We start from the raw sequence: 11935 nt of genomic DNA, 5'->3' as shown, positions 1-11935 counted from the left end.
CATGTGGGGGTACGCGGAGCTGGCGGCGTGGGTGCGGGGCGGGTGCGACCCGTCGTCGGTCCCGCCGCCGTTCGACGACCTCGACCACGCCCGCGGCTGGCTGCCACTGGGCTGGCATCCCGACCGGTTCGATCCCGCCGACACCACCGCCGCTGTCGCGGCGGCGATGGCCGCGCCGGTGCCCGTGGCCGAGGAACTGGCGGCGCTGCGCACACACCTCGAACGCCACGGCGACCCGACGCTGACGCAGCTACTGGCACGCTCGGCCGCGCACCCGGTGGTCGAGGTAGGCGAGGCCGACGCCGCACACCTGCTCGAGCCGTATCTCGTGCTGCTCGACCTGATCGGCGACGGGGCGCGGCTGACCAGCGCCGGCTACCTCCCGCCGACACTGGTCGAGCACCTCGCCGACCGGACCGGTCTGACCGGATGGTGGATCGGCAAGGCGAACCGCGAGGACCTGACCTGGCCGCTCGCCCAGCTGCGCACCAGCGCGCGAGCACTCGGTCTGCTCCGTGTCCGACACGGCCGACTGACGCCGACCACGCTCGCCCGCCGACACCGTGACCGGCCCCTGGCGCTGTGGCAGCACATCGTGTCCCGGCTGCCGGTCGGCAAGACCGACTTCGACCGGCACGCCGGCTGGTCGGCCCTGGCCGTCGTCGCCAGCGGCCTCCCGGCCGAACACTGGCACACCGAGATCCGCGCCCTGCTGCTCGCCCTGGGGTGGCGCGCCGACGGCCGCCCGTCACTCGCTCCGGCCGTCGCCAGCCCCACCCTCGACGTCCTCGAACTCCTCGCCGGGACCATCCGCCGCGGCCGACTCACCGGCCCCCATCCCGCCGTCGCCGCCACCGCCCGCACCGTGATCGGCCCCTGACCCCCACGACACCACCCACGGATGGGCCGATCGGTACGGCCGGGTCACGCGTGCCGCAGGGGTGCGCACCGGTGCCCTTCCCGTGATGCGCAGTGACCGCCACCCCTCCCCCTGCACAAGTTAAAACATTGATTGCCGTATATGCTTGTATGTGCTGGTAGACGACGAAAAGGCGGAGGAGATGGACGCGGCATCCCATGCCCTCTCGGACGCCCTGCACCTGCTGCGGCGCACCGATGCGCGTATCGTCTCGGGCTCCTTGGACGGTCTGGACCTGGTCCTGCCCGACGGCCGTGAGGTGGCCGCGCACGTCACGGTGCAGCCGCGACCCCCCACCCCGCACCTCCTCGCGACGCTGCGGCGCAAGCATCCCGAGTCCCGCCTGCTGGTGGTGACCCCCCGCACCACCGCGCACCTGCGGGCTCTGGCCCACGACGGCGCGGTCGATGTGATCGCACCCGCCGAAGAGCTGCTCATCGTCCTCGGCACCCGCTACGACGTACCGGCCCCCGCACCGGCGCCGACCCCGCCCGTCCGCCCCGGCCGCGGCCGCAAACCGTGGATCCGGTGGGCGACCGAGCGGGCGCTGCTGCTGGCCGAGCATCCGATGACCCAGCCGAACCTGGCCGCCGCCCTCGAGGTCACCCAGCAGGCCGTCTCCCTGGCGGTGCGGCAGAGCCGGCACGTGCACCGCAGATCCGGCGGATGGATCGCCGAGCCCCGGGCGACCCTGCTCGACGAGCACCTGACCGAATATCCCGGCCCCGGCGGCGCCTCGACGTACTGGTACGGGCTCGATCCGGTGCTCCGGCAGGCCACGGACGCGGCCCGATTCTGTGCGGCGATCGGCGTTCCCGTGCTGCAGAGCGGCGACGTGGCCGCCGATGTGTATGCGCCGTGGCGGCTGCCGGCCCGGGCCGTGCTCTACGTCCCGCAGTTCCTCGACTTCACCGCGGCCGGGTTCACGCCCGCGACCGCCGGCGCGCACACCCTCGAGGTGATCGTCCCCGCCGATCCGACGCTGTGGCGCACCGCCCGTATGGTGTCCGACGCGCCGGTGATCCTGGTCGATCCGGTGATCGCGACGCACGATGTGCTGCGCAGCCCCGGACCCGACGCCCGCGATGCCGCCGGGCACCTGCGCCAGGCGATCGAGGAGGGCACCTTCCGTGGCTGAGGTGCACCTCCTCGCAGCGTCGAACGCCGCCGATCGGGGCCTCCAGGGCCTCGGCGGATCTCGCAGCCGCCGCCCACGGCAGCAACTACCGGGTCATCGGCGGGCACATGGTGCACCTTCTCGGCCGGGTCTACCCCACCGCCGAGCGCGTTGCCCGCGTCACCGCCGACGCCGATGCCGGCATGGACCCCGTGGTCGCAGCCGGCGCCGACCTGCACGAAGCCCTCGTGCGACGCGGGTACCGCCGGGTGCGGGGCAACCACTACGAAGCGTCCTCGGGCTCCGAGGGAATCCTGGCCGTCGACCTGCTGGTGCCCAGCACCAGCGGCCGACGGTGGGAGAGGGTCGAGCACGACGGTCGCGGTTTCGATGCCATACCCGGGCTGCAGTCGGCCCTGTCGTCCGAGCCGCTCGAGGTGCGGGTCCATGCGCGCTTGACCACCGACGACACGGTGGTCTTCGACGTGCCGGTCCCCGACCTCGAGGCGGCCGTCGTCCTCAAGGCGCTCGCCTGGCGCTCTCGCCTCGCCGCGAAGGACGTCGGGGACCTGTGTGCGCTGATGACGATCGTGTTCGAGCACCGCAACGACCTGGCCGGGTGGAAGCTCGACACCGTCCGGAAAGGCTCGCGAGGCGACGCCGCTCGGGCGCTCTACCATCTCGTCGCGATGATCGAGCGGCACCAGCAGATCGAGGGACTGACGATGGTGCCGGCCCGGCTCGCCGCCCTGATCCGGCGATACGTCGCCGATCCGGCCACCCCACCGGCGCCCGGCTCCCCTGGCCCCTACGGATCGAATGCCTGAGTTGTCCAGTAGGATTCGAGCACGCCCGAAGGACGTAACAGACGGCTCGCCGCCTTGTCTGCGGCGTCGACGGCCCATCCTCGGCGGGCGACGTCGCTGCTGGGCGACGGTGCACCGAACCCCGACCACGGCCACCGGCGGGGGTTCCGGCCTCGAGCTGGACCACTGAATTCCGTGCACCTCGATCAGAAGCCGAGGCCACGGCCGTGCTGGTGGGTGCGACCGGGTTCGGTGACGACGGCGTTCGTGGGGTCTCCGTCAGGTGAGGGTGCGCTGTCGACCATCGCTCGTGGTGATCGGGGGTGGCCGAGGGTCGCGGCGGCGAGGGCGCGCAGATCGACGCCGTGGTCGATGATCGGACCGACGGGCAGCGGGTCGCCGGCGTCGGTGATCGCCATGTCGAGTACCTCGCGCATCAGGCGGATGTCGCCGGTCTGCATGTACTCGAAACGCCCCCAGACGAATTGCTCGCGGAGGTCTCCGAGCAGAGGGTTGCTGGCGAGGTCGGCTCTCTTGACGGCGATGAAGCGGTCGGTGTGAAGGGTGTAGCCGGCCCCGGTGCACAGCTGCCGGAAGAACGCGAATTGGGTACGAGTGTTGCCCTCACGAAAGCTGTGAACGTGATTCAGTCGCAGCCACACTTTGGTCAGATCATCGAGAAACGTGTCGCGGCCTCGTCCGCGCAGGTTGTCCTTGGCGGCGATGCGGTCGAGAACCAGGGCGCTGGCCTCGGGGACGTCGCGGGCCTTGAAGTACGAATGCGGGATCTCGGTGACGGGGCGCTGACCGTTGCGCACGGCTGCGACGTCCGGCCCCATCTTGACCATCGGCCAGTCCCATGGTGCGGTGCGCAACCGGCCGGCCCAGGGGTAGACGTCCTGGAACAGGTGGTGATGGATGCGTTGGAAGTGTGGCAGGTCGAACCGGCCGGGGATCGGATCGTCGGCCAGCTCCTGCATGCGCATGTAGCTGATGACGCCTTCGGTGCGGTGCAGCAGGTCGGCGTCGGGGGTGCCGTGCGGCCATTTCTCCGATCGCAGGACCAGGCTTTTTCTCGGCTTCCTGCTCGGCCCACGCCGCGAACTGCTCCCGCGCTTCCCGGATTTCCGGTGTCACTTGCGGATACAGCTCGTTGGTCAGCACCATCTCCCGCGCTGCCCGCCAGGCTGTTGCCTTGGCCTGCACCGCGTCCCGGTACGTCGCGTCCGGAGCTGTCGGCGTTGCCTGCTCGAACTGCTCGGCCGCGTCCTCGGTCATCTGCTGCAGGCACAGCGCTTCCCGGTCGATCTGCCCCTGCTCGGTCGCCGGGTCGATCCCCAGCCACTCGACCAGAATCCGCCTGGTCTCGGCCGCGATCGTCAGGTCGATCCCCTCGACCTGCGTGGTGAATTCCTCGCTCTGCGGCGCCATTTCGTCCTCCCTGATCCTCGGTTCCAAACGTGTCCTGGTTGGCGTTCTCGTCCGCCACGCGACCTCCTCGACTGCGCCCGACCCTGGGCGGAGCTCCCCCCGAATCCGGGAACGTTTCAAGATCAATTCTAGCCGATCAGTGCGCAGAAAATGCTTCCTGAACTGCACTTTTTGCCTTTTCGCGACCCCGTTTCACTACCCGGTACGCGATGCGCGTGGGGTGGCCGCGGCGACCGCCACCACGACGATCAGCGGAAGAACGAGGAGCTCTCCGACGCCGGCCGCCAGCGCCCGGACCGGGCGGCCGTAACGGCGATACGACCTGTGCGCACAGACGAGTGCGACCAGGATTCCGAGCACATCGAACGTGAGCAGCACAACCATTAGATCCCCCTGCCTCGGCGGGCGCGATAGACACATCCGCCGTCTCGTCGTCCAGCTGTGCCTACACCACGGCGCCGACAGCGCCGCGGTCCGCATACGTCCGCAGGCCGGCAGAGCCCGTCTCGATTGCTCGCTGTCGCCACCGGCTGCCATCATGGGGGTACAACGGACCGGATCGAGACGGAAGGGAGCACGCCGTGACCACACACGACGTTCGGGCACTGGTCGCACGGTGGCGTGCGCTGCCTACCGAGGAGAAGGTCTATCGGCGGCGCGCCGCCGTGGTCGATCACGTGATCCACAGCATGGCGATGGAAGGCGAGCCGGTCTCCGACCGGTGGATCGAGCAGGCACGGCAGCGTCAACGGGCCGTGCTGGGCTCGCACTGATCGTGCACGCACGGACCCGCGCAGCAGCGGTGACCGGTGGGTGAGCCGACGGAGCCGGTCGATACCGGCAGCACCCGCCGGTTCGAGACGCTGTTCGGTACGAAGACCTACCACGAGGTCGCCGATCTGATCGCCGAGCCGCTGCGCCGGCTGCTCGACGAGGTGGCCTCCGGTCGCTTCGCCGACGAGGCGATGGACGTGGATCTGCTCCGCGAGTTCCATCGCCGGATCCTGATCGACGTGATGCCCGACATCGCCGGCCGGTGGCGCAGGAAGCCGGTCCGGGTGGGAGGCCACTATCTCCCCGGAACACATTCATGTGGACCGACAGATGCGGGAGCTGTTCCACAGCTTCACCGCCCGGCTCGACTACTGCGCCGACGACGTCGAGCGTCAACTCGAAGCCCTCGCCTACCGGAAGGCTCAGGCGCTGCACGTGCATCCGTTCGAGGATTTCAACGGCCGTGCGGTCCGGGTGATGGTCGCCGAAGCGATGCGGCGGCTGGATTTTCCCGTTCTCGAGCTCAGCGTCGAACGCGACACCGTCGAACATGCCCGGTATGTGACGGCGCTGCGGGAGTGGGATCAGCACAACTCGTTGGCCCTGCTGTGCGAATTCTGGCGGGACGTTCGTGTCGCATCGCTGGACGATCAGGACTGAGGGTCTTACCTGCGCAGCGTCGAGCCGGGGAAGCACAGGTGCCCGCCCGTGAACTCGGTCGAACATGCTGAACAAGCACTATCTCCCCGGAACACCTTCCTGCGGACCGGCAGATGCGGGAGCTGTTCCCCGGCGTCACCGGCCGGCTCGACTACCGCGCCGGCGACGTCGAGCGTCAACTCGACGCCCTCGCCTACCGGAAGGCTCAGGCGCTGACGGGCATCCGCCTCGAGGATTCCCACGGTCGAGCGGTGAGGGGGATGCTCGCCGAAGCGATGCGGCGGCTGGATTTTCCCGTTCTCGCACTCGGCGTAGAACGGGACACCGCCCGGCATGGGGCGGCGCTGCGGGAGTGGGCTCAGCACCGGCCTGTCGGCTCTGCTGTGTGAATTCCGGCGGGCGCGCAGAACACCGGGCAGCGAGTATGCCCTCGAGGAGTACGGCATCACCGCACCAGCCGGGCACCGAAGCCACAGTTCGGCATGCTTGTGAGCGATCGACATGAACGGGTCATAGCGTCCAGAAGAGATGGTGGACGGCCCGGGTTCGCGTCTTCTGCAACTCGTGACCGCCCGTGATGGATAAGCACGATTCTCCATGTCAAGGCCGAGTCCGGTGAGGATCCCATCGACCACGAACCTGCGGGCCGCGCCCAGGGGCCACGAATGGCTCCGAGGTGCCTCCACCTCCCGACCCGACGCCCGAACCGGCAGAACAGGGCCCTGATGTTCTCGCCGATGTTGGTCTCTGAACCAAAGCCGGGCGAGAACGTTGGGCTCTATCCCAATGCGAACCACACCATCCTCGGGCTGTACTTGTGGCACACGCCACACGGTGCGGGGTCGGGCGACACCTGAGCCGGGACTGACACCTCGGTAAGCCGGGTTCCACTCGACGAGGTTCGCGAGTGTCGCGGTCGGCAGAAGGGAGGATGGGCGATGTGTAATCCGTTGAGTTCTCTTTACGGAGCGCTCCCTGCAGGGATGCGGGTGCATTCCCCACCCCGACAGATTCCTCTCGGCATCCTTGGCCGCCGAGTCGCTACGCCCCGCAATGCCGATGAACTTCGAATTGTGGTGCCGTGAAGCGACTTTCGTTGATCAAAGTTTAGACTGCCGGTACGGCTTCCGCCGCTGCGCCACCTTGGCCGAAGGTGGCCGGACGATGCCCGTTCCGGAGCTGATGCTGTGAAAGGCTGGTCATGAATCAAGAGTGGGACGAGACCGTAGATGTTCTGGTCGCCGGAAGTGGAATCGGAGGTCTGGGTTCTGCCGTGATCGCCGCGGCGAACGGCGCCGACGTGATCGTCGTCGAGAAGGCCGCGACCCTAGGCGGAACCACTGCGAAGTCTGCTGCGTACATGTGGATTCCGAACAACAAGTATCTGCGTGCGAGCGGGCGCACCGATCCGCGCGACGATGCCCTCCGGTACATGGCGAAGCTGTCGCGTCCCAGGCTGTATGACCCTGACCATCCCACCCTGGGATTGCCGGAGTGGGAGTACGAGGGCCTGACGGCGTTCTACGACAATGCCTCGGATGCCGCCGAAGCCTACGAAAATGTCGCCGGGCTGAAGTTCGGGCATGCCGCGGACTTCCCGGACTACTATGCGCACCTGCCCGAGGATGCGGCTCCGACAGGTCGGGTGCTGTTCCCGGAAGAGAGCGAAGGCGGTCCTTCCGGGGGATCGATTCTGATTCAGACCCTGGCTCAGGCATGTGCACGCGCCGACGTGCCCATCCGTACCAACTCCCGGGTGATCGAGCTCGTCCAGGATGCGACCGGCGCGATCATCGGGGCCGTCGTCGAGACGTCCGGCCGAACCACTCGGATCCGGACACGGCGCGGAGTCATCTGCGCCACCGGCGGTTTCACCCAGGACCCCGAATTGCGACTGCGGTTCCTGGACCACTCCTATGTGGGCGGTTGTGCGGCCCGGACGAACACCGGTGACCTTCTCGCGATCGCCCGCGACGTCGGCGCCGACCTGGCCAACCTCAACGTGGGCATGCGGGCCCCGATGGTGCTCGAACGTCTCCAGCGCGATCCCGCGGCCGTCCGCGGCTCGTTCATGATCCCGGGCGACTCGATGATCATCGTCAACCGGTTGGGCAAGCGCGTCATCAGCGAAAAGGTGCCGTACCACGACTTCGCCCGGGTGTTCTTCGACTGGGACAGCCAGCGCGGGACCTACCCGAACAACCCGCTCATCGCCATCTGGGACGAACCTGCCCGGCGATTCGGTGGCGAGGGCTTCGGCAACCCGATCCCGCCCCAGGGCGAGGACGACTTCTGGGTCATACGAGCGGACTCGCTGGCGGACCTCGAGAATCGGATTGCGGAGCGGCTCGAGACACTGCGTGAGTACACCGGACCAGTGGAGTTGGACACTAATTTCGGTGTCACTCTCACCGAGACGGTGGATCGGTGGGCAGCGATGGCCACCGAAGGTGTCGACCGCGACTTCGGGCGCGGCTCCACCCCGATCGAGCAGGCTTTGAGCGCCTACTTCGGCGTCGGCGACGGGCCCAATCCGATGATGGCCCCGCTCGCCGACCACGGACCGTACTACGCCACGATCCTGGGGCCGGCGCTGATCGACACCGCCGGCGGGCCGCGGGTAGACCGAAACAGCCAGGTCGTGCGACCCGACGGTACTCCGATCGCGGGACTGTACGCCGTCGGCAACTGCGCTGCTACGCCGTCCGGCGAGGCGTACTGGGCCGGCGGTCACACCATCGGATTCATCCAATGCGCCGCGTATATCGCCGCACGGCACATCACCCGAAACTGACCAACAACGCAGCGAAGGAACAATCATGACTCAGACGACGACCGACCTGGAATCGACCACCCGCGCGTTCTACCGTGAGGTCGACGCCAACGACCCCGACGTGTTCCGCCGCCACCTCGCCGACGACGCCGTCTTCGCCTTCAACGACGTCGACCCGGTCACGGGAGTCGAGGCGATTGATACCTTCGTCTCCGGCTGGAAGGGCAATTTCCAAGCCGTCCTCCACGGCCTCGACAACCTCGTCGTCGACACGGCGAAGAACACCGTCGCCGTCGAGATCACCGTCGCTTATATCTTCCCCGACGGCAACGAGGTCAAGGTCAAGGGCTCGTCGTTCGTCGAGTTCGCGACTGCCGGCATCGTGGGCTGGCGGGTCTACGTCGATACCAGCCGATTGAGCTGACCGACTCCTCACCTATTCACCCCACCTGACTGGAAAGGCGCACCTATATGGGACGAGTAGAAGGCAAGGTCGCACTGATCACGGGCGCGGCACCCCCATGGGTCGATCCGGTCGACATCAGCAATGCAGTCCTCCATCTCGCCTCGGACGAGTCCCGCTACGTCACGGGTATCGCGCTGTCAGTCGATGCCGGTTTCCTGATCTAGTAAATGCAACTACCGACCGGCTATGCGCCGCAATTCAAGGAGAGTTCAGAGTGAAAGCGTGGATGTTCAACGGTGTCGGGTCACCGATCGAGCTCGTCGATGTCCCGGATCCAAGACCGGGTCCCGGCGAGGTGGTCGTGGATCTGAAAGCGGCCGGCCTCTGCCACACGGACGTGGGCATCACAGACGGGACGATGGCTGAGATCCTCGGCTTCACCCCCATCATCCTCGGACACGAGGCTGCCGGAATCGTCTCCGCCGTCGGCGACGGAGTCGAGAACGTCTCGATCGGAGACCGGGTCGCAGTCAGCGCCATGGGAGACGGCAAAAGCGGAGTTCTCGGACAGAAGAACATCGGAGTCGGACGCCACGGGGCATACGCCGAAAAGACACTGGCGCCGGCCAGCGAGATCATTCCCCTCCCGGACACCGTGCCCTTCGAGCAGGCAGCCGCCGCTACCGATGCCGGCATGACCTCGTATCACGCGGTCTTCGTCCGCGGCGGCCTGAAACCCGGGACACGAGTAGGCATCATCGGTCTCGGCGGACTCGGAATGACAGCCGCACGGTTGGCCGTCCTCGGCGGCGGCGAAGTCTACGCAGCCGAAATCAATCCCCAGGTACACGCAGCCGGAATCGAACGCGGCGTCAAACAGGTTGTCGACGACGTCAAAGACCTCGCGGCGTTCGAACTCGACCTGATCGTCGACTTCGCCGGATTCGGGACCACGACCGCTGGCGCCATCGAAGTGGTCAACAGCGGCGGCCGCGTCGTCCAGGTCGGACTCGGCCGAGCCGAAGCGACCATCAACACCCACCTTCTGACCATGAAGGAGGTGGAACTGCGAGGGTCCATCGGCGGCACTCCTGCCGATACCGTCGAAGTTCTCAAGTTCATCTCGTCCGGAGATCTGGCGATCTCGACGAAGTCGATCGGCTTCACCGAGATCGGCTCCGGCCTAGAGCAGTTAGCTCGCGGTGAGGTCGGTGGGCAGAGGCTGGTCGCGCTGATCGATTGACACAGTGCGGCCGTAGGCCGCACTCCACACCGGCAGAGTGCGCTACACCGGCAGAAGACTGTCGGGGATTTCAGAAGGAAGTAGACGTGGGCAAACTCGACGGACGTGTCGCGCTCGTGACGGGTGGCGCATCGGGAATCGGCAAGGCACAAGCGGTGCTTTTCGCACAGCACGGAGCGACTGTCGCCGTCGCAGACCGAGACGAAACCGGTGCTCGTGAGACCGCCGGCGTAATCGAGGCCGATGGCGGAAAAGCGCTGGCGGTCGTACTCGATGTCACGGACGAAGACTCCGTGAATGCGGCAGTATCGGCCACCATGAGCAACTATCGGCGGATCGACATTCTCAGCAACACCGCCGGAATGTTCGACCACTTCGCGCAGAGCCTCGATACCGACCGCAAGCTCTGGGACGCAATGCTCGCGGTCAACCTGACCGGGATCTACACCGTCACCAATGCGATACTGCCGCACATGATCGCTGCAGGTAAGGGCGTGATCGTCAACATCGCGTCCGGAGCAGGCCTGCGCGGCGGGGGAGGAGGCGCGGCGTATACAAGCACGAAGCACGCAGTAGTCGGATACACACGGCAGCTCTCCGCGGGATATGGAAACCAGGGCATTCGCGTCAACGCCATCGCGCCGGGGTTGATCGACACACCAATGGTTGCGTCCTTCTCGAAGGACGAGGACACGCTCACCGGGCTACGGCAGCAGCCCGCTGGACGGCTCGGGAAGCCGGAAGACATCGCGAACGCCGCGCTGTTTCTCGTGAGCGATGATGCCGATTTCATTCACGCCGTTACGTTGCCGGTGGACGGCGGTCTGATCGAAACACTTTAGTACTGCAACGACACTTTGTGACTATCGGGCGAGTGTGGTAAACGATGTGTGCAGTCGGAAGTGCTGGAATGGTCGGCCAGGGCGCCGTAGTTGTTGACTACCGGCCCCGTGACCTGGGGATTCGTTCTTTGGGACGTGCTGTCTGGGCCGGTGGAGCGGGCATGGGGACAGGAATGATCATGGGTGTGTCTTACGCATCCAGATCGTCCACGAGGAGTCACCCATGCCCGCCGGGACAGTGTCCCCGATCGACCTCTGTCTTGACCAGCTGGCCCGGTCGAGCCGGGTCGTCGTCGACGACATGCGGATGTCGGAATTGCTCGTCGCGCTCGAGGAGGTGCCCGATCCGCGTGCTCGGCGCGGTCGCCGCTACCGGTTGCCGTCCCTGATCGCCGTGGCATTGTGCGCGGTCGCCGCCGGTGCCCGCTCGTTCTACGCCATCGCCGACTGGGCGGCCGCTGCACCCCAGAAGGTTTTGCAGCGGCGCGGTATTCGATTCCGTGTTCCGCGACCGTGACGCAGGCGGCGGAGCGGGCCTACGCCCCGCCACCCTGCCCCGCTGGTAGGTAGTTCTATGGACGGTCGAGCGCCGTGCTCTGTGCCGCCCTCGACAGGCTGCCTGGGTAGGTTCGGGCAGGATGCCGTCGTCGACGGAGAAGCGGAGCCCGACCGCTGGCAGCGGTTCGACCGTGCCGGCTCGCGGAACGGCTGGCAGGACATGGCGGCCTCCGCCGAGCGGCAGCATGATCCGGCGCTGCGGGAGCGCCTGGCAAGTGGAGGAAGTATCTGCGGGAAGTTCTGTCCGATCATGATGGATAAATTCCGGTTATCCATCAAAGACAATCACGAGTTGCAGAATACGCGAACCCATGACGTCCAACATCTTTGGACGCTGTAACACGTCCATGCCGGTCGCTCGCGAGCCTGCTGAACTGCGGCTCTGTTCCCCCGACCGGTGCGCCCC

13 protein-coding genes and 2 pseudogenes are annotated in these 11935 nt (G+C 67.0%); 13 read left to right on the top strand and 2 right to left on the bottom strand.

What is annotated here, in order from left to right:
• The 3 genes and pseudogenes from G6038_RS28280 to G6038_RS28270 form a co-directional block, all read left to right on the top strand.
• A pseudogene (locus G6038_RS28280) lies at positions 1-880 on the top strand (plasmid pRiA4b ORF-3 family protein); the annotation flags it as partial.
• 181 nt (positions 881-1061) lie between these two features.
• Complete coding sequence (locus G6038_RS28275) at positions 1062-2057, top strand: hypothetical protein (RefSeq protein ID WP_165041894.1); 996 nt, start codon at positions 1062-1064, stop codon at positions 2055-2057.
• A gap of 107 nt (positions 2058-2164) precedes the next feature.
• Positions 2165-2863 (top strand): hypothetical protein, encoded by a 699-nt coding sequence (locus tag G6038_RS28270; RefSeq protein WP_165041892.1) that lies wholly within the window; start codon positions 2165-2167, stop codon positions 2861-2863.
• Between the two features lie 185 nt (positions 2864-3048).
• On the opposite strand, the gene G6038_RS28265 is transcribed toward G6038_RS28270, so the two are convergent.
• Entirely contained in the window at positions 3049-3828 is a 780-nt protein-coding gene (locus tag G6038_RS28265; protein WP_240918801.1) for a Fic family protein, read from the bottom strand.
• Between the two features lie 640 nt (positions 3829-4468).
• Positions 4469-4657: a hypothetical protein gene (locus G6038_RS28260; protein WP_165041890.1), complete on the bottom strand. Its 189-nt coding sequence runs from the start codon at positions 4655-4657 to the stop codon at positions 4469-4471.
• A gap of 197 nt (positions 4658-4854) precedes the next feature.
• On the opposite strand from G6038_RS28260, the gene G6038_RS28255 reads away from it, so the two are divergent.
• The 10 genes and pseudogenes from G6038_RS28255 (at position 4855) to G6038_RS28210 (ending at position 11869) form a co-directional block, all read left to right on the top strand.
• Entirely contained in the window at positions 4855-5046 is a 192-nt protein-coding gene (locus G6038_RS28255) for a hypothetical protein (protein WP_017682291.1), read from the top strand.
• A 331-nt stretch (positions 5047-5377) separates the two neighbouring features.
• Positions 5378-5707 carry a hypothetical protein gene (locus G6038_RS31695; protein ID WP_240918799.1) on the top strand — a complete coding sequence of 110 codons (330 nt, stop codon included), beginning with the start codon at positions 5378-5380 and terminating at the stop codon, positions 5705-5707.
• Between the two features lie 113 nt (positions 5708-5820).
• The gene (locus tag G6038_RS28245) at positions 5821-6096 is read left to right on the top strand and encodes a hypothetical protein (protein ID WP_240918798.1); all 276 of its coding nucleotides are present in this window, start codon (positions 5821-5823) and stop codon (positions 6094-6096) included.
• Between the two features lie 812 nt (positions 6097-6908).
• A complete protein-coding gene (locus G6038_RS28240; RefSeq protein ID WP_165041888.1) occupies positions 6909-8501 on the top strand; it encodes an FAD-dependent oxidoreductase in 1593 nt (530 codons plus the stop codon).
• Positions 8502-8526: 25 nt separating this feature from the next.
• Positions 8527-8904 (top strand): nuclear transport factor 2 family protein, encoded by a 378-nt coding sequence (locus tag G6038_RS28235; protein ID WP_165041886.1) that lies wholly within the window; start codon positions 8527-8529, stop codon positions 8902-8904.
• Positions 8905-8999: 95 nt separating this feature from the next.
• Positions 9000-9110, top strand: a pseudogene (locus tag G6038_RS28230) (SDR family oxidoreductase); the annotation flags it as partial.
• Between the two features lie 62 nt (positions 9111-9172).
• Complete coding sequence (locus tag G6038_RS28225) at positions 9173-10129, top strand: zinc-binding dehydrogenase (protein ID WP_206025766.1); 957 nt, start codon at positions 9173-9175, stop codon at positions 10127-10129.
• An 86-nt stretch (positions 10130-10215) separates the two neighbouring features.
• Positions 10216-10971, top strand: a complete 756-nt coding sequence (locus tag G6038_RS28220) for a glucose 1-dehydrogenase (protein WP_165041882.1) — start codon at positions 10216-10218, stop codon at positions 10969-10971.
• Between the two features lie 223 nt (positions 10972-11194).
• Positions 11195-11488: a transposase family protein gene (locus tag G6038_RS28215; RefSeq protein WP_165041880.1), complete on the top strand. Its 294-nt coding sequence runs from the start codon at positions 11195-11197 to the stop codon at positions 11486-11488.
• A gap of 57 nt (positions 11489-11545) precedes the next feature.
• The gene (locus G6038_RS28210; RefSeq protein WP_165041878.1) at positions 11546-11869 is read left to right on the top strand and encodes a hypothetical protein; all 324 of its coding nucleotides are present in this window, start codon (positions 11546-11548) and stop codon (positions 11867-11869) included.
• Positions 11870-11935: the final 66 nt, after the last annotated feature.

The organism is Rhodococcus sp. 14C212, from assembly GCF_011058195.1.
GTDB lineage: Bacteria > Actinomycetota > Actinomycetes > Mycobacteriales > Mycobacteriaceae > Rhodococcus > Rhodococcus aetherivorans.
Note: the sequence above shows the minus strand (reverse complement) of the source record. Positions and strands in the feature narration are given on the sequence as shown.

What these genes read in the sequence shown, in the direction of transcription:
- G6038_RS28245 (WP_240918798.1), top strand. Translation starts at nt 5,821, where the DNA reads ATGCGGGAGCTGTTCCCCGGCGTCACCGGCCGGCTCGACTACCGCGCC.
- G6038_RS28265 (WP_240918801.1), bottom strand. Translation starts at nt 3,828, where the DNA reads ATGCGCATGCAGGAGCTGGCCGACGATCCGATCCCCGGCCGGTTCGAC.
- G6038_RS28225 (WP_206025766.1), top strand. Translation starts at nt 9,173, where the DNA reads ATGTTCAACGGTGTCGGGTCACCGATCGAGCTCGTCGATGTCCCGGAT.
- G6038_RS28260 (WP_165041890.1), bottom strand. Translation starts at nt 4,657, where the DNA reads ATGGTTGTGCTGCTCACGTTCGATGTGCTCGGAATCCTGGTCGCACTC.
- G6038_RS31695 (WP_240918799.1), top strand. Translation starts at nt 5,378, where the DNA reads ATGCGGGAGCTGTTCCACAGCTTCACCGCCCGGCTCGACTACTGCGCC.
- G6038_RS28210 (WP_165041878.1), top strand. Translation starts at nt 11,546, where the DNA reads ATGGACGGTCGAGCGCCGTGCTCTGTGCCGCCCTCGACAGGCTGCCTG.
- G6038_RS28215 (WP_165041880.1), top strand. Translation starts at nt 11,195, where the DNA reads ATGCCCGCCGGGACAGTGTCCCCGATCGACCTCTGTCTTGACCAGCTG.
- G6038_RS28235 (WP_165041886.1), top strand. Translation starts at nt 8,527, where the DNA reads ATGACTCAGACGACGACCGACCTGGAATCGACCACCCGCGCGTTCTAC.
- G6038_RS28270 (WP_165041892.1), top strand. Translation starts at nt 2,165, where the DNA reads ATGGTGCACCTTCTCGGCCGGGTCTACCCCACCGCCGAGCGCGTTGCC.
- G6038_RS28275 (WP_165041894.1), top strand. Translation starts at nt 1,062, where the DNA reads ATGGACGCGGCATCCCATGCCCTCTCGGACGCCCTGCACCTGCTGCGG.
- G6038_RS28240 (WP_165041888.1), top strand. Translation starts at nt 6,909, where the DNA reads ATGAATCAAGAGTGGGACGAGACCGTAGATGTTCTGGTCGCCGGAAGT.